The sequence below is a fragment of the Microbacterium sp. NPDC003461 genome (assembly GCF_053588335.1).
The window spans coordinates 18078-40614 of record NZ_JBSFPT010000016.1; the positions used below are offsets into that span (position 1 = coordinate 18078).

Sequence of the window (22537 nt, forward strand, 5' to 3'; positions counted from 1 at the left end):
GGGTCTGGCGCGCGGTCGACGGCGGCAATACGGTGAGCGCAGCGGGACGGCGGCCGATCGGGCCGCGCCGCGCTCACCCGGGAGGGCACATGGCCGGCCTCGACGACATCCTGAAGAACCTGCCGATCGGCGACATCGCCGCCAAGCTCGGCGTGGACGAGGGCACCGCGCTCTCGGCCGCGCGCGAGGGGAGCCAGACGATCCTCGGCGGCCTGCAGAAGGAGACGCAGACGCAGGAGGGCGCCGCCGCGCTCGAGAGCGCGCTCGCGAAGCACGCCGGCGAGAAGCGCGTCGCGTCGGCGGATGACATCGACGAGGAGGACGGCAGGGGCATCCTCGGGCACATCTTCGGCGGGCAGCAGGACCAGGTCGCGCAGAAGCTGACGGCCTCCGAGAAGACCACCGGCGGGATCGACTTCGCCAAGCTCCTGCCGCTGCTCGCGCCGATCGTCATGAACGTCGTGGCGAACCGGAAGAGCCAGAAGCAGGCCGAATCGGACGGCGGGTTCGACCTGGGCAGCCTGATCGGCGGACTCGTCGGCGGCGGATCCTCGGGCGGATCGACCGGCGGCGGGATCGACCTCGGCGCGATCGGCGACGTGCTGGGCGGCTTCTTCGGCGGGCGCAGGTAACCCGAGCCGCCCGCCCTACGACGCGGGCGTGAAGGGCGGCGTGACCCCGCCGGCGTAGACGGGTGCGGGCAGCACCGTGTCGGTCGCCCCGTCGCGGATGGCGCGGATCGCGTCGGCGATCTCCGTCGCGTTCTCGGGCACGGGCAGCCCGCAGGCGGCCAGCTCGGAGGCGAACTCCAGCGTCAGGCGCGTCTTGCCCGCCGCGACCGCGTCGGCCGTCGTCCCGGTGGCCTGCGGCGTGCTCGCGTTCTCGACATCGGGCACCTCGGCGCACACGTGGTAGACGCCCCCGCCCTCGACCCACACGACCTCGTCCTCGCCGAGGATCTGGATGACCGTCGACTGATCCGCCGTGTACTGCTCGACCGACGGCGGGTCGACATCGATGCCGAGCGCGATCGCGACGACCGCGATGACGCCGCCGATGGCTCCCGCGATGCCCTTCTGCGACTTCGACATGTCCTTGTTCATGAGGACGAGGATGATGAGGGGCACGAACGCGACGACCGCGACGATGGCCCCGAGCTGGTTCTGCACGAAGAACCGCACGGTGTCCGAGCGCCTGGCGGGGTCGAGCCGGTTGGCGCGCTTCCACAGCATCGAGCCGGTGATCGACAGCGCGCCGATCACGACGAAGGCCACGATGAGCGAGATGAACGCCCACTGCGGGAACTCGTAGCCGACCTCGTGCGCCTCGAGCAGGCCGGTCTCGTCGTCGCGGACGATCCCCTCCTCGCCCACCGGCACGCGCTGGCGCAGCAGCCAGAAGATGGCGACGAGCTCGAGCGCGATCGCGACGATCCACAGCACCCACGAGACGATCCGCAGCGTCGTCGCCTGCTTCTTGCCCGCCTCGGTCGGCTTCCAGTCGGCCGCGGCCGCCTTCTCGGTGGTGTTCTCGGCCATGATCCCCCCCATACGCCGATCCCCCTGACCGGCGGATCGAGCATAGCGGCGCGCCGCCGCTCGCGGGGATCTACGCGGCGGCCGCGGCGCGCGCGGCGGCGGGCAGCGCCGCGGTGATCCGCTCGAGCGCGGCGGCGTCGTGTGCGGCCGTGAGGAACCAGGCCTCGAAGACGCTCGGCGGCAGGTGCACGCCGGCGTCGAGCATGGCGTGGAAGAACGGGGTGTAGCGGAAGGCGTCCTGCGTCTTGGCCCGCTCATACGTCACGGGCGCCTCGTCGAGGAACGCGAGCCCGAACAGGGTGCCGACGCGCGGGACGGCGTGCGCGACGCCCTCCGCGGCGAGCGCGGCCGAGAGCGCGTCGATGACGACGGAGGCCGCGGCGTCGACCGCGACGTACACCTCGGGGGTCGCCAGCTCGAGCGTGCGGATGCCGGCGGCCACCGACAGCGGGTTCCCCGACAGCGTGCCCGCCTGGTAGACGGGTCCGGACGGCGCGAGGTGCTCCATCACGGTGCGCTTGCCGCCGAGGGCGGCGAGGGGCATGCCGCCGCCGATCACCTTGCCGAACGTGACGATGTCGGGCTCGTAGGCCTCGCCGGACTCCACCTGCAGCCCCCACATGCCCGCGGGGTGCACGCGGAAGCCCGTGAGCACCTCGTCGAGGATGAGCAGCGCACCGTGGCGGTGGGCGACGTCGGCGAGTCCGCTGTTGAAGCCCGCCGGCGGCACGACGACGCCCATGTTGGCGGGCGCGGCCTCGACGATCACCGCCGCGATGCGGTCGCCGTGGGTCTCGAACGCCGCGCGCACCGCGTCGAGGTCGCCGTAGGGCAGCACGAGGGTCTCGGCCGCCACGGCCGCGGGCACGCCGGCGGTGCCGGGCAGCGCGAGCGTCGCGACGCCCGATCCGGCGGAGGCGAGCAGCCCGTCGGAGTGGCCGTGGTAGTTGCCGTCGAACTTCACGAGCAGGTCGCGGCCCGTCACGCCGCGCGCGAGGCGGATGGCGGTCATCGTCGCCTCGGTGCCGGTGGACACGAGGCGCACCTCCTCGACCGGGCTCAGGCCGCCGGCGCGCACGCGCTGGGTCACGAGCTCGGCCAGCCGCACCTCGCCCTCGGTGGGCGCGCCGAACGACAGCCCGCGCGAGGCCGCCTCCTGCACCGCCGCGACGACCTCGGGATGCGCGTGGCCCAGCAGGGCCGGACCCCACGACGCGACGAGGTCGACGTACTCGCGACCCGCGGCGTCGGTCACGTACGCCCCGCGCGCGGAGGCGAGGAAGCGGGGCGTGCCCCCGACCGATCCGTACGCCCGCACCGGCGAGTTCACCCCACCGGGGATGACATCGCGGGCGTGGGCGAACAGTTCGTCGTTGCGATCGGCCATGCTCCCATTCTCCCGCGCCCCGCCTGGGCGCGCCCGGTGCGGCCGGATCGCGGAGAGGTCAGAGCTCCTCGCGGAGCCAGCCGGCCGCCTCCGCAGCCCAGTACGTGAGGATGGCGTCGGCCCCGGCGCGGCGGATGCCCAGGAGGGAGTCCTGGATGGCCGCGCGGCGGTCGATCCAGCCGTTCGCGGCGGCGGCCTCGATCATCGCGTACTCCCCCGAGACCTGGTAGGCCCACACGGGGACGTCGACGGCCGCGCGCACGTCGGCGAGCACGTCGAGGTACGGCTGGGCGGGCTTGACCATGACGATGTCGGCGCCCTCCTCGGCGTCGATCACCGCCTCCTTGACCCCCTCGCGGGCGTTGGCCGGATCGAGCTGGTAGGTGCGGCGATCGCCCTTCAGCTGCGAGTCGACCGCCTCGCGGAAGGGGCCGTAGAACGCGCCGGCGTACTTCGCGGAGTACGCCATGATGAGCGTGTCGGCGAAGCCGGCGGCGTCGAGCGCCTCGCGCACCGCCGCGACCTGGCCGTCCATCATGCCGCTCAGGCCCAGCAGCGCCGATCCCGCGCGTGCCTGCGCGACGCCCATGGCGGCGTAGCGCTCGAGCGTGGCGTCGTTGTCCACCGATCCGTCGGCGGCGAGCACGCCGCAGTGACCGTGGTCGGTGAACTCGTCCAGGCACAGATCGGTCTGCACGACGAGCGCGTCGCCGACCTCGGCGACGACGGCCTCCGTGGCGACGTTGAGGATGCCGCGCGGATCGTCGGCGCCCGATCCGGTCGCGTCGCGCACGGCCGGCACGCCGAAGAGCATGACGCCGCCGACGCCGGCCTCGGCCGCCTCGGCGGCGGCGCGGCGCAGCGTGTCGAGCGTGTGCTGCACGACGCCCGGCATGGACGAGATCGCGACGGGCTCGTCGATCCCCTCGCGCACGAACATCGGCAGCACGAGCTGCGACGGCACGAGGTGCGTCTCGCGCACGAGGCGGCGGACGGCGGGGGACTGCCGCAGGCGGCGCGGCCGGTGCTCGGGGAAGCTCACCTGTGCTCCTGGGGTCGGTCGACCACCGCGTTCGAGCCCGTGTCGGCGATCGCGAGCGCCTCCGGGGTCGGCGGCGGCACGGGGATGGCCGCGAGCGTGTCGATCAGCGAGTCGATCGTCTGCGTCGGCGCGACGACCCGCACCGGCAGGCCCACGCGCTCGGCGTCGCGCGCCGTGCGGGGGCCGATCGCGGCGATGACGGTCTGATCCGGGATCTGCGGGAACTGCTCGCGCACCTGCTCGGCCACCGATCCGCTCGTGACGAGGATCGCGTTGATCCGGCCCGTCTCGACGTCGCGCGCGACGCGGTCCGAGACCGGCACGCCGATCGTGCGATACGCCACGACGCTGCGCACGTCGTGCCCGGCCTTGCGCAGCGCGGTCGTGAGCACCGGCTTGGCGATCTCGCTGCGCAGCGCGAGCACGCGCCGCGGCTCGGTCTCGAGCTCGATCATCTGGTGCGCGAGCCCGGCGGCGGAGTTCTCGATCTCGGGCACGAGGTCGACGCGGTAGCCGACCGCCGCGAGGGCGGCGGCCGTCGTCTCGCCCACGGCGGCGACCTTCGTCGTCTCGGGGATCGTCGCCTGGTACGCGTAGAGCACGTCCACCGTCGTGGCACTCGTGACCGTGAGCCAGTCGAACCGGCCCTCGCGCAGATCGGCGAGCGCCGCCTCGAGCGTGGCCACGTCGTCGGTGGGCGCGAAGTTGATGAGCGGCGCGATCACCGGCACGGCGCCCTTGGAGCGCAGTGTCGCGGCGACGCCGTCGCCCCACGGTCCGCCGCGGGGGACGAGCACGCGCCAGCCCGAGAGGGGCCTGGCGGTCTTCGCTTCTGTGTCTGGAGTCATGGAGTGGGGGGTCCCGATACGAGGTCGCTCGCCCCGGCCTCGAGCAGCCGACGCGCGACCTCGTTTCCGATGTCGTCGGCGCGCGGGTACGCGCCGGAAGCGTCGTCGTCGGCGCTGCCTGTGTCCCGACTATACCCCTGGTCGCCGGAGGCGGAAATCGGCCCGATCAGCCGATCCTCCGCCCAGCGCACGGTCTGCGACGGGTCGGCGCCATACACCTCGGCGCGCAGCCGCAGGCGCTCGCCGTCGACGATCGCGTGCACGCCGACGGGCGCGTGGCAGCCGGCCTCGATGCCCGCGAGGATCGTCCGCTCGACCGTCTGCGCGCAGCGGGTGGCCGGATCGTCGAGGCGGCCGACCGCGGCGAGCAGCTCGGCGTCGGCGTCGTCGCGCATCTCCACCGCCAGCACGCCCTGCCCGGCCGCCGTGGGCCAGTCCTCGAGGTCGCGCGGCTCGACGTGCAGGTCGATCTCGGCCCCGAGGCGCGCCAGGCCCGCCGCGGCGAGCACGATCGCGTCGAGCTCGCCGTCGCGCACGCGCGCCATGCGCGAGTCGACGTTGCCGCGCAGATCCCGGATCTCGACGCCCGGGTTCGCGGCGCGCACCTGCGCGATGCGTCGCGGCGATCCCGTGCCGACGAGCGATCCGGCCGGCAGGTCCTCGAGCCGCGTGCCGTCGCGCGTGATGATGACGTCGCGCGCGTCGGCGCGGCGCGGCGTCGCGGCGATGACGAGGCCGGGGGCCGGCGAGGTCGGCAGGTCCTTGAGGGAGTGGACGAGCAGGTCGCACTCGCCCGCGAGCAGCGCCTCGCGCAGCCGCGTGGCGAAGACGCCCGTGCCGCCGAGACTGGCGAGCGAGGCGCGCGTCGTGTCGCCCTCCGAGACGATCCGCACGAGCTCCACGGGGCGGCCCGTGACCGCCTCGAGGTCGCGCGCCACCATGCCGGACTGCGCCATGGCCAGCGCGCTGCGGCGCGTGCCGAGCCGGATCGGCGCGCCCGCTGCCGGGGTCGTCACTGCAGCACTTCCGGGATCTCGTCGAGCGCGATCCGGCGGCCGGTGAAGAAGGGCACCTCCTCGCGCACGTGGCGGCGCGCCTCGGTGTAGCGCAGCTCGCGCATCATGTCGACGAGGTCGGTGAGCTCGTCGGCCTCCATCGGCAGCATCCACTCGTAGTCGCCGAGCGCGAACGACGCCATGGTGTTGGCCGTGACGCCCGTGAACGCGGCGCCCTTGCGGCCGTGATCGGCGAGCATCGCGCGGCGCTCCTCGTCGGGCAGCAGGTACCACTCGTAGCTGCGCACGAACGGGTAGACGGTGAGCCACTCCTTCGGAGCGATGCCGCGGAGGTAGCCGGGCACGTGGCGCTTGTTGAACTCCGCGTCGCGGTGCACCGCCATCGCGTTCCACGTGGGCAGGAGCGGGCGCAGCAGCTCGGTGCGGCGCAGGCGGCGCACGGCCTTCTGCAGATCCTCGGCGACGGGTCCGTGCAGCCACACCATGAGGTCGGCGTCGGCCCGCAGCCCGCTGACGTCGTAGAACCCGCGCACCGTGACGCCGCGCTCGGAGAGGAATCCGACGATGTTCTCGAGCTCGGTGGGATCGGTCTCGCTCACCGCCTGCGCCGGGTTGCGGCGCCACACGGCCCAGAGGCTGTAGTCGTCGCCGGCGCGCTCGGGGGCGTCGGCCTGGTCGAGGGGCTGGTTCTGCGCCATGCCGTCATTCTCCCACCGCGAGGTGAGTGATCGATCCGCGTTCCTGGGGCCGCCGCATCCGGACCGGGAGTGCTCCTTCGGGTCGAGCCTCCCGGGCCCGGATGCGGAGCGGATCAGGCGTTGCGCCTCGCGCGACGACGGCTGAGGAGCAGCACGCTGCCCGCGATCAGCAGCATCGACGCCACGGCGATCGACGTGCCGACCTCCGTGCCCGTGTCCGGCAGCTTCCCCGCGACCGTCACGGGCGCCCAGGCGACGACCGCGCCGTCGGCATCCGTGAACACGACGCGGTGCTCGCCCGGCGCGACGGAGGCGGGAACGCTCAGCGTGACGACGCCGTTCGCGTCCGACGTCCTCCACCCGAGCGCGACCGGCTCGGAGAACATCCAGACGTAGTAGCCGGTGCTCGGCGCGAGGCCGGCGACCGTGAACGTCCCGCCGGGTACGGCGGAGCCGCTCGTCACGCTCGCGCCACCGCGGTTGCCGCCGTTCAGCGTGGCCGCATCGGGGGCCGCCGGATCGCCGCCACCGCTGGACGGCAGAACGACGGTCGGCTCGGGCTCCGACGTCTCCACAGGTGCCGGCGTCTCCGTGGGCTCCGGCTGCGGTGTGGGTTCGGGCGCCGGGGTCGGCTCCGGCGTCGGCGTGGGCGTCGGTTCGGGCGTCGGCTCCGGCGTCGGCTCCGGCGTCGGCTCCGGCGTCGGCTCGGGCGTCGGCTCGGGCGTCGGCTCCGGGTCCGGCGCCGCGTTCGTCCGCTGCGTGCGCGATGCCGCCTCACCCGCTCCGGCCTCGTTGCGGGCGGCGACGCGCACCGTGTACTCCGTCGCAGCCTCGAGGCCGGCGATCGTCGCGGACGTGCCGCTCACGCTCACCGTCGCGCCCGGCACGGCCACACCGGCCGTGAGCACCTCGACGACGTACCCGTCGATCGTCCCGCCGCCCGTGTCCGCGGGCGCATCCCATGCGACGCGCAGCCCGGTCGGCGACACCGGCTCCAGCGAGGTGATGACCGGTGCCCCCGGCACCACGATCCGCTCGGTGGTGAATGCGACCGGCTCCGAGGCGGCACCCACCCCGGCGCTGTTGCGCGCCGCGACCGTGACCTCGTACGCCGTGGCCGGGCTCAGCCCGGAGATCGGCAGGGAGCGCACATCGCCGACCTCGATCACGCGCGGCGCGGGCGCGCCCTCGGCCCGCACCGAGACGACGTAGCCCGTGACGGGCGCGCCGCCGTCGACGGCGGGCAGTGCCCACGACACGGTCGCGCCGCGCGTCGTCACCTCACCCACCGACGGCGCCGCCGGGATGCCCGGCGCCACGACCGGAGCGGTGACGGTGAGGGTCGCCTCGCGAGAGATCCTCTCCTCGCCGTCCCGCGTGAACACGGCGCGGAAGACGCGCTCGCCGACCTCGTCGGTCGAGACGGTGAGGGTGGTGTCCGTGGCACCCTCGAGGTCGACCCATTCGCCGTCGATGCGCTCCTGCCACTGCAGGTCGGGCTGCGGCCGGCCGGAGGCGATGGCCGTGAACTCGGCGTACCCGCCCGCCTCGACCGCGACGCCCACGGGGTTGCGCGTGATCTCGAAGGCCTCGGTGAGCGTCTGCTCCGGGCGGAGCGGCTTCTCGCCCTCCTCCAGCGGCAGCGGACGCGGCACCTCGATCTCGGGCGTGCGCTTGCCCGCCTCGATCTCGATGATCTTGGCCTCCGCGCGCGTGGCCTTGTTCGGATACCACGACGTGCCGTGCTCCTCCGTGTACACGTACAGGGTGTAGCGGCCGGGGTCGACCGGCGGCAGCTCGAACCGTCCGTTCTCGTCCGTCGTCGTCTCGATCCCGAGGATCGCGTCGGCCGGGTCCTCCGGGACGAACATGCTGCGCAGCACGGAGAAGAGCGAGAGCTCCGGCGCGGTGGCGAGGCCCACCGTCGCCCCGGCGAGCGGCTTGCCGTCCGGGCCCTTGATGACACCGCGCGCCACGCCGCCGAGACCGAGGCGCGCCTCGATGCCGGTGAGCGGACGGTCGACGATCGTGATGGTGCGGGCCTGCTCCTCGGACGCCGCGCCGTCGTACCACTGCTCGACGTAGAGGCCCTCGTAGTTGCGGAACACCAGCGTGTACTCGCCGGGAGGCAGAGCGGGAGTGGTGAACGTGCCGTCCGAGTTCGTGTAGACGCCGCTGCTCATCCAGTCGTCGCCGACGCGGCGCACCACGGACACCACGATGTCCTCCAGCCCGACGCCGAGGTTGTCCGCGCGCACCGTGCCCGAGATCGCATAGGCCGGCTGTCGGTAGACCGTGTGACCCACGAGACCCTCCGCGGGCACCGTGACCGGCGCCGGCGTGACGAAGGCGTCATCGGCGAGGCCGATGCGGTACGCGCCGGGGCCCGGCAGCTCGAGCGTGTACGCGCCATGTGCGTCCGTGTACGCGTAGGTCCAGGTGTCCTCCTCGCGCACGGACACGTACGGCAGCGGCTCTCCGGTGAGCGCGTCGATCACGGTGCCCGTGACGGTCACGCCCGCCTCGAGCGCGGCATCCAGCACCACGGGCGCCTCGCCGAGCGCGGGCGCCACGACCGGCTCCGCCTCGTCGCGCGTGACCGCCTCCGGCCACCACTGCGTCGCGACACCCTCGCCCGTGAACTCGACGAAGTACTCGCGGCCCGCAGTGAGGTCGTAGAACGCGTAGCCGCCCTCGTCGTCGAGGTAGCTGTTCCGGGAGTTCCACCAGCCGCCGCCGTCCGACCACTCGCCCGGCTCCCACCAGTGGACCGTCACCTCTCCGCCGCGCAGCGGCTCGCCCGTCCGCGCGTCCGTCACCGTCCCGATGATCTGGGGCACCAGCTCGAGCGCCTGGGCCTCGGTGTGCTGGCCCGCCCGCACGGTGATCGCCTCGCCATAGATCGACTGGGTGCCATCGATCACGTACCGGAGGCTGTAGCGACCCTCCGCAACGCCCCACATGTCCCACGTGCCCCACGACGCGTCGCCGCGCACCAGATAGAGGCGCTCGCTGAACACGGCACCCTCCATCGGATCGAGGTAGATCTCGAGCGACTCGACCGTCTCAGGCACCGTGAACGCGCCGTGAACGGCGCCCCCGATCTTCTGCGCGATGTCCGCCGCATCGAAGACGCTGCCGTCGCCGATCTCGATCGCCGACGCGCCCGGCCGGGTGCCGTCGCCGCCGTACCAGGTCTGCGCGCCGAACGGCTCGGACCGGTCGACCGCCACGGCGTAGTTCTGCGGCGCCAGCCGCGGGAACTCGTAGGATCCGTCCGCCCCCGTGGTGGTCGTGCGCACGGGAACCTCCTGGTTGCTCGCGCGGTACAGGCTCACACGCGCCTCCGCGAGAGGCTCACCCGACGAATCCGTCACCACCCCCGAGATGGAGCCGGTGCCGCCGCCGACGTGCACGGCCTGCGGCTCGTCGTCCGAGAGGGTCACAATGGTCGCCTCCTCGCGAGACGTCGCGTTCTCCCACCACACCGTCCGGTACTCGCCGGTGTCGTTCCACACGCGGAAGCTCACGACCACGTCGGCGCCTGCGGGAAGCTCGAACGTGACGGCGGGAGTCGATCCGTCGATGAAGCCGGAAGCGAGCTCGGCAGCACCGTCCGCCTCGAAGACCTGCACGAACGTGTGTGCGTCGGAGTACGTCTCGGCCGTCAGCAGCGCCACTGGCGGGAGCGCGAGCGGCTCGGGATAGACGAAGTCCTGTCCGGGTAGGAGCTCCACGGGGCCGCCCAGCGGGATCGTCGTCGTCCCGCCCGCGTCGTTGCTGAGCCCGACGCTCAGCCGCATCGTGCCGGGGAGGACGCTGTGAACGGCGAAGGAGCCCGTCGCCGCGTCATAGTCGGCGACCGCGAGCATCGTTCCGTCGTTGCGCACGAGCTGGACCCACTGAACACGCTCGCGGAGGCCCTCCGCGAGCGTGCCCGACACGCCCGCACCCTGCACGGCCGCGATGTCGACGCCGGTGGCGTCGCCATCGAGCGTGAGCCGCTCGGCGGTTTCCCAGGACGTGCTGCCGCCGTAGAACGTCGTCATGAGGTTGTCGCGCCCGCGGAAGTCGGCGCTCACGGTCCACGCGCCCGACGCGAGTCCGGTCAGCACGTACCGCCCGGCCTCGTCGGTGATGGCGCAGCCGATGTGCGACGAGGCCCATTCATCGCCGTCCTGCTGCTGCCGCTCACCGAGGATGTAGGCCCCGGCGATCGGCCGGCCCTGCGCATCGCGCACCGTGCCGGAGATCGAGTGGGGCCCCGCGCCGGCGGGCGCGTTGCACCACGCATCGGCCGGTGTCTCGGCCGCGGCGGCGGCGTGGGGAGTCACGGCGTTCGCCGCGTCGGAGGAGACGACGTGCTCCGCGTCCGTCGGCGTTGCGCCGTCCGCACCGTCGATCACGGTCTGAGCGCCCGCTCCGTTCGTTTCGGGTGCGCCGTACTCGGGCGCGGGCGTCGAGCCGTCCGACTCGTCGCCCGCCAGGCCCAGCTCCTGGTCGAGGGCCGCTGTGGGCACCTCCGACGACGCCGCGTCGGCACTCGCCTCGGGGGACGCCGCATCGGCTCCGGTGTCGGCCGTGGCCTCGATGACGGGGGCGAGATCGTCCACGGCCAGGGCGGGCACCGCCGCTCCGCCGAAGACGAGCGCGAACGCAGTGATCAGTGACAGCAGCGTGGCCGCGCGCGTGCCGCGGCGACGGTCGTGATGACGCACAGAATCTCCTCGGGCCGGGAACCCCGACGGGTCCCGTTCAGAGACTTCTTAGCAACGCCACACCGATCCGCACCGCCCCTACCCGGGTAGCGATTTGTATGAACCGGCAAACCACACACGTCCGCGCCGGACGTTCCGCACAAGTCCCGGACGATCCCAGACGAACTCGGAAGATCCGGACGCCCGCGGCGTGCCCGCCGCGGAGTGTCAGCCGCGCTTGCTCAGCAGCGTGACCAGGCCCCACACGGCCGCGCCGACCGCCGCCGCGATGGCGACGGCGCCCGCGGCGGCGAGACCGGGCTTGCGGCGGGCGAACGCCTTCGCCTCCGCGACCTTGCGCTCGGTGGCCTCCGCGGCGCGCGCCGGCACGTTGGCCTTGTGCTCGATGGCGGCGAGCGCCGCCCTGAGCTCGGCCCTGGCGCGCTCGACCTCGTCGGTGATGCCGCTCGGGACGACGGTCTTGGGCAGCTCGTCAGAACTCATCGGCGAACTCCTTCACGATGCGCGCGTCGGTCTTGACGGCCTTGCCCGGCCCCTCGAGCCTCTGGATCTCGCGGACGTGCCCGAAGTAGGCCCACGCGCCGGCGACGGCGGCGAGGACGATGCCGATCGCGACGACGATGAGCGCCGCGACCCACAGGGGCATCCACAGGTCCAGCAGGATCACGAAGAACGCCAGGAACGCCGGGATCGTCCAGAACAGGAAGAAGAGGGCGATGATCCCGAAGACGGCGGTGAGCCCGCCGTGCTTGGCGAGCTGCCCGACGTAGCCCTTGGCGGCCCGGATCTCGGCCTTCACGAGGTCGGAGACGAGCCCCGGAACGTCGCCGATCAGCGTCAGCAGTCCGTCATCCGCCCGATCGCGGACGGGCGAGGGACGCGAGGTGCGCGGGGACATCAGTCGTCCGCGGCCTTCTTCACGTCGTCGACCGTGTCCTTCGCCTCATCGATGACGGCGTCGAGCTTCTGCCCGGGCGTGCCGGTGTTCGAGGCGATGGTCTTCACGACGCCGACGAGGCCGCCCCACGCCGCAGCCGGCACCTTCATGGCGCCCGAGGCGGCGAGGTCCTTGACCCGGCCCACCTGCTCCTGCACGGGCTCGAGGTTCCACACCTTGGCGGCCTGCGTCTTGATCTGCTCGTACCGCTTGCGACCGGCGCGGGTGCCGAGCACGTAGCCCACACCGAGCCCGATCACGAGTCCCACCTTGCCCCTCATGGGGTCTCCTCACGTCGTCGGAGTGCGTCGGCTCCCACGATAACCCGCTTGTGTTTCGGATGCATTCCGCTTGCGGAATCCGTTGGCGCGCGGTAGAACATGCGCCTCAGCCGAACAGCGCCGCGCGACGGAGGCGCTCGGCCTCGCCGATCGCGTCGGGCACGACCTGCGCCAGCCCTGTGCCCGAGAGCCAGGCTCCCGCCGCGCCGAGCCCCGGCACGGCCTCGATCGCGGCGCGGGCCGCGCGTGCGTCGTCGCGGCGCCCGATGGTGGCGGCCGGCTGCGACTGCGAGAAGCGCTCGAGCGCGAACCCGCGCACGCGATCGGCGGGCAGCGGCACGCCGAGCAGCGCCGACACCTGCTCGCGCGCGAGCTCGGCGGCCTCGTCTGCGGAGAGCCCGTCCGTGGCGGGCGCGTCGCCCTGGGCGCCGAACGAGACGCGCACCACGTGCCGGCCGGGGCCCGCCGCCTCGGCGACCCAGCCCCACTTCGCCGTGGCGTGGGTGAGTGCCTTGGCCCGGAAGGATCCGGGCACCGTGAGCACGCCCGTGCCGCGCGGGGCCGCGTCGAGCTCGGGCGCATCGAGCACGAGCGTGGCGACGTGCACGACGGGGCCGGGGCGCGGCGGCTCCACCGCGAGCGCGGCGGCGTGCGGGGCGAGCAGGCGGCGCGCCGCCGGCTCCTCGGTCGCGACGATGACGAGGTCGAACGCGGCGGGCTCCGGGGCGCTCGGGGCGGGGGCTGCGGCCGGCGATTCGGTTGCGGTGGTCGCTTCATCTTCGCGGCCTTCGGCCGCTTCGTTCAGCAACCGGTGGGTGTCGGCGGCCTCGTCCGGCGACCGATGGGTGTCGGTGGCGTCGCTCGCCGGCTCCGCGTCGTCCTCCGGCGCGACGACGATCCAGCGCTCGTCCTCGCGCTCCAGCGCGGTGACGGGGGTGCCGGTGCGGATCTGCACGCCGAGCTCGACGAGCCGCGTCGCGAGGGCGTCGACGAGCGTGCCCATGCCGCCGCGCAGGCCCTGCACCGCCGATCCGGGGGCGCCCGCCTTGGCGCGGCGCTCGCGCTGCAGCAGGTCGACCGCGCCGAGCAGCGACCCCGTCTTCGTCAGCGCGCCGTTCAGCCCGGGGGCCGCGGCATCCGGATCGATGTCGTCCGGGTGCGCCGAGTACACGCCGTGCGTGACCGGCGCGACCAGCCGATCCCGCACCCGCTCGCCCAGCCGCGTGCGCACGAGGTGGCCCAGGCTCCGGTCCCGGCCGATCGTGAGCAGCGGCCGCACGCGGTCGAGGTATGCCCGCCACGCGCCGCCCCACCCGATGACGCGGCGCACGTCGTCGGCGAACGGGTTGGCCGGGATTCCCAGGATGCCGCCGGCCGGCAGGGGGGCCGCGGCACCGCCGGGCAGACCGGCGACCCAGGCGCCGCCCGCGCCCGTACCGGGCTCGACCACGAGGTCGCCCAGCCCGAGCTCGTCGACGAGCGCGCGCACGTGGCCGCCGCGCGTGGCGAAGCTCTCGGCGCCCAGGTCGAGCCGGAGGCCGTCGACCTCGCCCGAGCGCACGGCGCCGCCGAGGCGGTCCTCGGCCTCGTAGAGCGTGACGCCCATGCCGACCTTGGCGAACTCGAGCGCGGCGACGAGGCCGCCGATGCCGCCGCCGATCACGGCGACGCGGGTCTCGACGGCGCGCTCGTGCAGGCGCTCGAGCTCCTCGCTCACTTCGATCCGCTCCCGTCCGCCGCGGCCTCGGCGTGCACGAGCTCGACGATCCGGGTCAGCACGTCGGGGTCGGTCTCGGGCGGCACGCCGTGGCCGAGGTTGACGACGTGCGCGCGGGCCGCGCGACCCCGGCGCAGCACGTCGCGCACGTGCGCCTCGAGCACGGGCCACGGGGCGCCGAGCAGCGCCGGGTCGATGTTGCCCTGCAGCGTCGTGTCGGATCCGACGATCGCCGCGGCCTCGTCGAGCGGCAGGCGCCAGTCGACGCCCACGGCGTCGGCGACGCCGTCGAGGCGCATGTCGGCGAGGAACGGGCCCGTGCCCACGCCGAAGTGGATCACCGGCACGGGCAGGTCGGCGACCGCCGCCTTGGAGTGCGGCGCGACGAAGGCGCGGAAGGCGGCAGGCGACAGCGATCCGGCCCACGAGTCGAACAGCTGCACGGCCGCGACGCCCGCCTCGATCTGCGCGCCGAGGAACGCGCGCGAGACGCGCGAGAGCCAGCCGGCCAGGCGGTGCCAGGCCTCGGGATCGGCGTGCATCATGGCCCGCGCGCGCAGGTGCTCCTTGGAGGGGCCGCCCTCGACGAGGTAGGCCGCGAGCGTGAAGGGGGCGCCGGCGAACCCGATGAGGGGCGTCTGCCCGAGCTCGGCGGTGGTCAGGCGCACGGCCTCGCGGATCGGATCGGCGGCCGCGGCGACCTCCTCGGGATCGATCGACGTCACGCGGGCCACGTCGTCCGCCGTGCGCACGGGCGCGGCGAAGACGGGTCCGCGGCCGGGCTCGATCTCGACCTCGATGCCCGCCAGCCGCAGCGGCACGACGATGTCGCTGAAGAAGATGCCCGCGTCGACCCCGTGCCGGCGCACCGGCTGCAGCGTGATCTCGGCCGCCAGCTCGGGCGTGAGGCACGCGTCGAGCATGCGCGTGCCCACGCGCAGCTCGCGGTACTCCGGCAGCGAGCGACCGGCCTGCCGCATGAACCAGACGGGGGCGGTGGCGGGGCGGTCGCCGTGCAGCGCGCGCACGAGCGCGGACGTGGAGGTCATGCGTCCATTCTTCCCATCGCCCGCCGTGGGATCCCTGTGTCGGTGCACGGCGATCCTGCGGAGCGCCCGCGGTAAGGGCACCCTAATCATGAATCATTCAGGAAAAGCTTCGACGGGCTGTAGAATCGGTTCTCGTGCTGCTGTGCGTCACCGCGAGTCACAAGACCGCCCCGTTCGATCTGCTCGAACGGCTCTCGACGCACGCCACGGCGGTCGCGCCGCTCATCGCCGGACGCGAGCGGGTGCAGGGTGCCGTCGTGCTCTCCACGTGCAACCGCGTCGAGGCCTACGTCGAGGTGCCCGAGGGTGCCGAGACGCACGGCGTCGAGGCCGCGCTCGACGCCCTCCACGCCGCGACGGGCGTGGGCCCGAGCGAACTCGAGGGCGCGTACGAGGTGAAGGCGGGCGGCCGCGTGGCCGAGCACCTGTTCTCGGTGGCCTCCGGCCTCGAGTCCGTCGTCGTCGGCGAGGGAGAGATCGCGGGCCAGGTGCGCCGCGCGCTCGACGACGCCCGCGCGTTCGAGGCGACCTCCCCCGAGCTCGAGCGCCTGTTCCAGCGCGCCACCGAGACGCAGAAGGGCATCAAGAACGCCACCGCGCTCGGCCGCGCCGGGCGCTCGCTCGTGCGCCTCGCGCTCGAGCTGGCCGACAGCCGGATCGCCGACTGGAGCGGCCTGCGCACGCTGCTCGTGGGTACGGGCGCCTACGCCGCCGCCACGCTCGCGGCGCTGCGCGACCACGGCGTCACCGACATCACGGTGCACTCCCCCTCCGGGCGCGGCGCCCGCTTCGCCGCCAAGCACGACATCGCCTTCGTGGAGGCCGACGGCTTCGCCGAGGCCGCCGCCTCCGCCGACCTCGTCATCACGTGCACCTCGAACGAGGATCCGGTCGTCACGCCCGACCTGCTGCACCGCGGCGGCTACCGCGACCGCGGCTTCGTGATCGACCTGGGCCTGCCCCGCAACGTGGCGCCCGAGGTGGGCGAGCTCGAGGGCATGACGCTGCTCGACCTCGAGACGATCCGCCTGCACGCGCCGCTCGAGGAGCTGCGCGCCCACGACGACGCCCGCCGCATGGTGCACGAAGCCGCCGCCAAGTTCCACCTCGTCGGCCGCGAGCAGAGCGCCGCGCCCGCGATCGTGGCCCTGCGCGAGCGGGTCTTCGAGGTGCTCGACGCCGAGATCGACCGCGCCAAGGGCCGCGGCGACGACGAGCGCGTCGAGCAGGCGCTGCGCCACATGGTCGGCCGCCTGCTGCACACCCCCACCTCGCGCGCCCGCGAGCTGGCCGCGCAGGGCCGCGCCGACGACGTCTTCGACGCGCTCGAGACGCTCTTCGGCATCGACGCGCGGCCTGCCGCCACCGAGCGCGACGCCGCGTCGTGCCCGTTCCGCGGCGAGGCCTCGGCCTGAGCCTCGACCGGGAGATCGCGACCCCTGCGAGACTGACGGGATGACGTCCTCCCGCCGATCCGAGGTCCCCCCGTTCGAGGTGATGCGCATCCTCGACCGCGTCGCCGAGCTGCGCGCCGCGGGGCGCGATGTCGTGTCGCTGTGCGCGGGCGAGCCCTCCGGCGGCGCCCCGGCCGCCGTGCACGAGCGCGCGATCCGCGTGCACGAGGCCCGCGATCCGCTGGGCTACACGCCCGCGCTCGGCACGCTCGCGCTGCGCGAGGCGCTGGCGGGCCACTACTCGCGCTCGTACGGGATCGAGCCGGACCCGGCGAGCGTGGCGGTGACGACCGGATCGTCCGGCGCCTTCCTGCTCGCCTTCTTGTCGGCGTTCGAGCACGCCGACCGCGTGGCGCTCGCCCGACCCGGCTACCCGGCGTACCGGAACATCCTGCGCTCGCTCGGCTGCGAGGTGGTCGAGCTCGACTGCGGTCCCGAGGCGCGCTTCCAGCCGACGCCCGAGCTGCTCGACGCCGCCGTGGCCGACGGCGGCCCGATCGCCGGGCTCGTCGTCGCCTCGCCCGCAAACCCGACCGGCACGATGATCGGGCGCGCCGAGCTCGACGCCCTCGCGCAGTGGTGCCGCGACAACGGCGCGCGGCTCGTGAGCGACGAGATCTACCACGGCATCGCCTACCCGGCGGATCCGTCGGAGCCCGGCGCGTTCGGCACGAGCGCCTGGGAGCTGGATCGGTCGTCTATCGTCGTCTCGTCGTTCTCGAAGTACTGGGGCATGACCGGCTTCCGGCTGGGCTGGATGCTCGTGCCCGACGACCTGCGCGGCGCGGTCGACGCGCTCGCCGGCAACCTCGCCCTGTGCCCGCCCGCGCCGGCGCAGCTGGCCGCGCTCGGCGCCTTCGAGGAGCGCTCGTACGCCGAGGCGGCGCGCCGCGTCGAGGAGTTCGCCGCCTCGCGCGCGCTGCTGCTCGGCCGGCTGCCGGAGCTCGGCTGGGGCACGGTCGCGCCCGCCGACGGCGCCTTCTACGTCTACGCCGACATCGCCCCGCGGCTCGGCCCCATCCCCGACTCGTCCGCGTGGTGCGCCGCGCTGCTCGAGCAGGAGGGGGTCGCGGTCGTGCCGGGCGCCGACTTCGACGCGGTCGGCGGCCGCACCTCCATCCGCCTTTCGCTGGCGGCCGGCCCCGCGGCGGTCTCCGAGGCCCTCACCCGCATCCTCCGCTTCCGATCCCGCCCCTGACCCGCCCCTCCCTCGGCGAGACAGCAGCGCCGCGCCGAGACAGCGTGCACATGGGCGGGTGGCGGCGGGGCTTCTTCAACCAGGATGTGCGCATGAGGGCGCTCTTGACGGGAGTCCAAGCGTTCGGCGAGGGCAAGGACACTCCCCGCTTCTACGTGGCGATGTCGGACATCCTCGGTGAAGGACGTGATCCCACGGTCGCGATGTGATCTCGCGCGTGGTGATCTCACGCGCCGGTGTGCGGATCAGCGGCCGCCCGAGAAGCCGCCACCGCCGCCACCGCCCGCGAAGCCGCCGCCGGAGAACGCGCTCGAGCCGGACGACGTGCCGCCCGCCGGCGCGAAGCGCGAGGGCGCGAGCTGCGTGTTCACGTGGGACAGGGATCCGATGAACGCGGCCGTGCGGAACCCGTGCGCGCCCGTCCACCAGCCGGGCTCGCCGGCCGCGTCGTAGCGCACGGCCAGCGCCTCGGCCCACGACTTCTCCTGCCCGAACAGCACGGCCCACGGCAGCAGGCGCTCGTACAGCCGGATCACGGCGCGGTCGTCGCCCGCGTCGACCCGCTCGGCGCCCTCGACCGACTGCAGCACCCGCAGCCGGTCGGCCTCCGCGAGCCGGATGAACTCGCGCAGGCCCTCGAGATGCTCGCGCGCCTCGCTGCCCGCGCGCGTGCGCAGCCGCGGCCGCACCGACAGCAGCAGCGAGACGGCGACGTGCGCCACCGTGAGCAGGAACACGAGCACGGCCACGGGCCCGGCGTCGATCACGCCGCACGCGATCGTCAGGCCGATGCCGATCACTCCGCCCGCCACGGCCGAGACGCGGCCGGCGATCGCCGGCACCCGGTCGTCCGGCTTCGTGAAGTACGGCGCCGTGCGCGCGCGCTGCCCGCGCCCCAGCTTCTCGATGCGCTTGGCGAGCTTCCTGTCGTGCGCGGCGAGTCCGTTCACGGTGCGGTCCTTCGGGAACAGCGCCGCGAACGCGCCGCGCAGGGTCGCCGAGGTCGGGTCGTCGCCCGCGGGCGGCTCGCCCGTGCGCTCGACCGAGAAGGCGTCGCCGTCGTCCTCCGCGACAAGGCGCAGCGATCCGCCGACGGCCAGCGCGATCACCTCGGCGGGGAACACGCGCCCGGCGGCGCCGCCGCCGATCAGGGCGGCGGCGGTGCGGGGCGGGACCGCCGGATCCGGCTCGTACTGCGCCACGACGACCCCGCGCCCGGGCGCGTGCCGCCAGCGGCGCCGCAGCAGCGCCGGGATCGCGATGCCGACGGCCGCGATCGCACCGGAGATCCAGCCGACGACGCCCGCGAACGGGGTCTCGCTGCCGATGTACGGGCGGACGAACGTGCCGGGCTCGAACCGCAGCGCCACGGTCCACTCCTGCGCGGGCGCGCGATCCGTCAGCGACGTCGTGAACACGGCTCCCCCGCCCGCGTCGGCCCGTTCGAGCGCGCACGGATCCGTGGATCCGTGCCGTCCCGTGAAGCAGCGGGTCTCGGCCGTGAGGGCATCCGCGACGGCGGGATCGACCTCGATGCGGGCGTCGGCGCGCGCGATGCTCTGCGGCGTGGCGCCGGGCAGCAGGTCCCAGTAGAACTCGTCGGGCGTGCCCTCGGCGCGATCGGGCGCGAAGGCCACGTTCTCGAGCGTGTACGACACGACGTAGGTGGTCTCGCCGTGCTTGTAGGCGTCGTCGTCGATCGACAGCACCGTGTAGTCGACGTCGTCGATGTCCTCCTCGTCGGTCTCGAACACGACGGGGTCACCGTTCTCGTCCGTCACGGAGATGTCCGAGATCGCGGTCGAGGCGCCCCGGTAGCCGGTGGGGATGCCGCGCACGATGCCGCGGTTCTGGTCGATCTCGGGGAACCGGGCGACCCACGTCTCGGTCACGTCCAGCCGCGCCCGGCCGTCGTCCGTCAGACCCAGGTGCATCCGGGTGTCGTACGACGCGTACGAGAAGTCGTCGACGTCGGCCCGCGCCGGCGCGGCCGGGGCGGAGACGACGAGCGCCGCGGCGAGCGCGAACGCGGCGGCGAGGACGGCTCGGGCGGGGCGCAGACGTCGAACGGGCATCGCCTCAGCCTAGGAAGCCGCGCCGCCCGCCCGCATCCCCCGCGCGGCGGATCCGCGGGGCGGGGTCGGGCCGCCGCCTAGAGTTGCCGTGTGCGGGGTGAGGTTCTTCGGCGGGTTCGCGCCGACCGAGGGCGGCGGCTCAGGCCCAGCAGCCGCGCGAAGATCATCAGGTTCTCGGTGGCCGAGAGCGCCTCGTCGACCGGCGCGAACTGGCCCGTGGGGCCGATCAGCTGGCGCACGATGTGCGGCTCGCGCACCACGTCGTAGCCGAAGATCCGGGCCGGGCCCGCGTCGGGGCGCAGCAGCGTGCCGAGCATGCTGAGCGTCGTGGTCTTGCCCGCGCCATTCGGCCCGAGCACGCCGTAGACCGTGCCCGCCTCGACCACGAGGTCGACGCCGCGGTTCTCGCCGAAGGTCTTGACGACCCCCTCGGCCACGACGGCCGGGGTGCGGGATGTCGTGGATGTCGTCATGGTGTCCGCCTTTCGTTGACTGAAACCAGGCTGATCCGGCGCCCCTGCCGTTCCCGCTGTCGCGGACGCCCGCCCGCTGTCACGGCGCTGTCACAGGCGCGAGAATGGACCCATGGCCCTCACGATCACCGGCGACGACGACGCCGAGCGGCTGCTCGGCCCGTGACCGTGTCAGGGGCCGCGCGTACACTCGACGCATGGTCACCCCTGGGCTCAAAGCGACTGTCGACCGGCTCACGCCGGACGAGCGTCGCGACCTGCTGCATTACCTCGAGCAGACGGTCGATGACCAGTTCGAGCTGACCCGCGAGCAGATCGCAGAGCTCGAACGACGCGATAGCGAACTCACAGACGGCCGTGCCGATTCCGTCGGCATCGACGAGTTCATGCGGCAGGCACGCGCCCGCATCCGATGACATATCGCGTCGTCCTCCACCCCGCGATCCACGTGCAGCTTCTCGCGCACGTTCGGCGCCACTCCTCGTCGATTCGGGGCGCCATTCGCGACCGGTCCTGACCTCATCGACGTCGGTCTCGCGCGAGAGAATGGGGGCATGGACCTGCACATCACCGGCGATGCCGATGCCGACGCCCTGCTGACCGAGAACCCGACGGCGCTGCTCATCGGGATGCTGCTGGACCAGCGGATACACTAACCATGTACTAAACTTGGACTGTGACCAAGGCAGCGATCTACACGCGGATATCACTTGACACCGAGGGTGAGGCGCTGGGCGTGGCGCGCCAGCAGCAGGACTGCCGTGACCTTGCAGCCCGCGACGGCCTGGACGTGGTGGCTGTCTTCACCGACAACGACACCGGCGCGAGTACCCGGTCCCGCAAGAAGGTGCGCCCCCAGTACGCCGACATGCTGCGCCGCGCACGGGACGGTGAGTTCGGGGTGATCGTGTCGTACTCCAATAGCCGCCTGACGCGCCGCCCACTGGAGCTTGAAGAGATCATCACCCTGTACGAGCGCCACGGGGTGCGGTTCGTGACCGTGGTGTCGGGCAATGACGACCTCAGCACGGCTGACGGCCGCATGGTGGCGCGAATCAAGGCCTCCGTGGATGCGGCCGAGGTGGAGCGTACCGCTGAGCGTGTGGCCCGGAAGCACCTGGAAAGCGCGCGTGAGGGCAAGCCGGTAGCCGGAACACGACCGTTCGGCTGGCGGCCGGGAGGGCGCGAGCTTGACGTCAAGGAGGCGGCGCTGATCCGAGAGGCCGCAACCGACATCATCGCCGGCGTCGGCACGTACGCCATTGCCAAGCGGTGGAACGACGCAGGGGTAACGACCTCGACGGGGCGACCGTGGCAAGGGCATGTGCTGACGCGTATGCTGAAGTCCCCCCGGCTGGCGGGCTGGCGCATCCATCAGGGCCAGATCGCTATCGGGCGGGACGGGCAGCCGGTACGAGGCCAGTGGGAACCGGTACTGGATCAGGCCACACACGACGCCGTTGTCGCAGCCCTCAGCCCGGAGGACAGCCGCTCCCGCGTGCCCCGGAAGAACGCGCGTCACTACTTGCTGACGGGCACGCTGCGGTGTGGCCTGTGCGGGGCGGTCATGTACGGCAACGCTGCGAAGTACCCGACGTACGGGTGTTCAGGAAACGGGCATGTGGTGGCCGCGAGCGTTGCGCCGGTCGATGACCTGGTAGCGACCGTGGTGCTGGCGCGGCTGGCCGATGTGGCCGTAGAGACACCAAAGCCTGAGTTCGATGGGGCCGCACGCCTTGCGCAAGTTGAAGGCGATATCGCGCGACTCATGGCCTCGTTCACGTCACGCGAGCTGTCGGCCGAGGTAGTGTTCCCCGCCGTGGCGCAGCTTGAAGAACAGCGCGACGAACTGCGCAGCCAGAAGCGGCGGATGGAAGCGGCAGAGGCAGGGCCAGACTTCACGAACGTGGATCGGGCGACCTGGGATCAGATGGGTGTAGACGAGCGGCGGGCGGTTGTTGAAACGCTGCTGGCCGCTGTCCTTGTTCGCCCGGCCACACGCAAGGGGGGGAATCAGTTCGACCCCGACCGCATCGAGTTCGTGTGGCACGACACCCCGGCAGCCGAGGGCGTGGCCTGATCGCGGAAGGCGCAGGCGACGCTTCA

The 22537-nt window shown here is 73.3% G+C and carries 18 protein-coding genes and 2 pseudogenes; 6 read left to right on the top strand and 14 right to left on the bottom strand.

Annotation, left to right across the window (positions count from 1 at the left end):
* Positions 1-89: 89 nt before the first annotated feature.
* Complete coding sequence (locus tag ACWDR7_RS08030; protein ID WP_449854404.1) at positions 90-632, top strand: DUF937 domain-containing protein; 543 nt, start codon at positions 90-92, stop codon at positions 630-632.
* 15 nt (positions 633-647) lie between these two features.
* Here ACWDR7_RS08030 and ACWDR7_RS08035 read toward each other — a convergent pair whose 3' ends face one another.
* The 12 genes from ACWDR7_RS08035 to hemE all read right to left on the bottom strand — a co-directional run bounded on the left by ACWDR7_RS08035 (position 648) and on the right by hemE (position 15231).
* Complete coding sequence (locus tag ACWDR7_RS08035) at positions 648-1538, bottom strand: hypothetical protein (RefSeq protein WP_449854405.1); 891 nt, start codon at positions 1536-1538, stop codon at positions 648-650.
* A 70-nt stretch (positions 1539-1608) separates the two neighbouring features.
* A complete protein-coding gene (hemL, locus tag ACWDR7_RS08040) occupies positions 1609-2925 on the bottom strand; it encodes a glutamate-1-semialdehyde 2,1-aminomutase (protein WP_449854406.1) in 1317 nt (438 codons plus the stop codon).
* 58 nt (positions 2926-2983) lie between these two features.
* Positions 2984-3967, bottom strand: coding sequence for a porphobilinogen synthase (gene hemB, locus ACWDR7_RS08045; RefSeq protein WP_449854407.1), 984 nt, complete (start codon positions 3965-3967; stop codon positions 2984-2986).
* Positions 3964-4815 carry a uroporphyrinogen-III synthase gene (locus ACWDR7_RS08050; protein WP_449854408.1) on the bottom strand — a complete coding sequence of 284 codons (852 nt, stop codon included), beginning with the start codon at positions 4813-4815 and terminating at the stop codon, positions 3964-3966. The genes hemB and ACWDR7_RS08050 overlap by 4 nt, the downstream gene beginning before the upstream one ends.
* Positions 4812-5831 (bottom strand): hydroxymethylbilane synthase, encoded by a 1020-nt coding sequence (hemC, locus tag ACWDR7_RS08055; protein WP_449854409.1) that lies wholly within the window; start codon positions 5829-5831, stop codon positions 4812-4814. The genes ACWDR7_RS08050 and hemC overlap by 4 nt, the downstream gene beginning before the upstream one ends.
* On the bottom strand, positions 5828-6529 hold the full coding sequence (hemQ, locus tag ACWDR7_RS08060) for a hydrogen peroxide-dependent heme synthase (protein ID WP_449854410.1): 702 nt from the start codon (positions 6527-6529) through the stop codon (positions 5828-5830). The genes hemC and hemQ overlap by 4 nt, the downstream gene beginning before the upstream one ends.
* A 113-nt stretch (positions 6530-6642) precedes the next feature.
* Positions 6643-11247 carry a carboxypeptidase regulatory-like domain-containing protein gene (locus tag ACWDR7_RS08065; protein WP_449854411.1) on the bottom strand — a complete coding sequence of 1535 codons (4605 nt, stop codon included), beginning with the start codon at positions 11245-11247 and terminating at the stop codon, positions 6643-6645.
* 207 nt (positions 11248-11454) lie between these two features.
* Positions 11455-11730, bottom strand: a complete 276-nt coding sequence (locus ACWDR7_RS08070) for a hypothetical protein (RefSeq protein ID WP_449854412.1) — start codon at positions 11728-11730, stop codon at positions 11455-11457.
* Complete coding sequence (locus ACWDR7_RS08075; RefSeq protein WP_449854413.1) at positions 11720-12145, bottom strand: phage holin family protein; 426 nt, start codon at positions 12143-12145, stop codon at positions 11720-11722. Before ACWDR7_RS08075 ends, ACWDR7_RS08070 begins: the two co-directional genes overlap by 11 nt.
* Positions 12145-12465, bottom strand: a complete 321-nt coding sequence (locus ACWDR7_RS08080) for a hypothetical protein (protein ID WP_449854414.1) — start codon at positions 12463-12465, stop codon at positions 12145-12147. Before ACWDR7_RS08080 ends, ACWDR7_RS08075 begins: the two co-directional genes overlap by 1 nt.
* A 106-nt stretch (positions 12466-12571) precedes the next feature.
* Positions 12572-14182: a protoporphyrinogen/coproporphyrinogen oxidase gene (locus tag ACWDR7_RS08085; protein WP_449854415.1), complete on the bottom strand. Its 1611-nt coding sequence runs from the start codon at positions 14180-14182 to the stop codon at positions 12572-12574.
* Entirely contained in the window at positions 14179-15231 is a 1053-nt protein-coding gene (gene hemE, locus ACWDR7_RS08090) for a uroporphyrinogen decarboxylase (protein WP_449854416.1), read from the bottom strand. The genes ACWDR7_RS08085 and hemE overlap by 4 nt, the downstream gene beginning before the upstream one ends.
* Before the next feature lie 134 nt (positions 15232-15365).
* Between hemE and ACWDR7_RS08095 the strand changes: the two genes are divergently transcribed.
* Entirely contained in the window at positions 15366-16646 is a 1281-nt protein-coding gene (locus tag ACWDR7_RS08095; protein ID WP_449854417.1) for a glutamyl-tRNA reductase, read from the top strand.
* Positions 16647-16686: 40 nt separating this feature from the next.
* Complete coding sequence (locus ACWDR7_RS08100; RefSeq protein ID WP_449854418.1) at positions 16687-17883, top strand: aminotransferase class I/II-fold pyridoxal phosphate-dependent enzyme; 1197 nt, start codon at positions 16687-16689, stop codon at positions 17881-17883.
* Positions 17884-18128: 245 nt separating this feature from the next.
* Here ACWDR7_RS08100 and ACWDR7_RS08105 read toward each other — a convergent pair whose 3' ends face one another.
* A complete protein-coding gene (locus ACWDR7_RS08105) occupies positions 18129-19958 on the bottom strand; it encodes a DUF2207 family protein (protein ID WP_449854419.1) in 1830 nt (609 codons plus the stop codon).
* Positions 19959-20089: 131 nt separating this feature from the next.
* A pseudogene (locus ACWDR7_RS08110) lies at positions 20090-20431 on the bottom strand (ATP-binding cassette domain-containing protein); the annotation flags it as partial.
* A gap of 197 nt (positions 20432-20628) precedes the next feature.
* Here ACWDR7_RS08110 and ACWDR7_RS08115 point away from each other — a divergent pair.
* The 3 genes and pseudogenes from ACWDR7_RS08115 (at position 20629) to ACWDR7_RS08125 (ending at position 22511) form a co-directional block, all read left to right on the top strand.
* Positions 20629-20847 (top strand): addiction module protein, encoded by a 219-nt coding sequence (locus tag ACWDR7_RS08115; protein WP_449854420.1) that lies wholly within the window; start codon positions 20629-20631, stop codon positions 20845-20847.
* 138 nt (positions 20848-20985) lie between these two features.
* A pseudogene (locus ACWDR7_RS08120) lies at positions 20986-21081 on the top strand (HhH-GPD-type base excision DNA repair protein); the annotation flags it as partial.
* 26 nt (positions 21082-21107) lie between these two features.
* Complete coding sequence (locus tag ACWDR7_RS08125; RefSeq protein WP_449854421.1) at positions 21108-22511, top strand: recombinase family protein; 1404 nt, start codon at positions 21108-21110, stop codon at positions 22509-22511.
* The last annotated feature ends 26 nt before the right edge of the window (positions 22512-22537 follow it).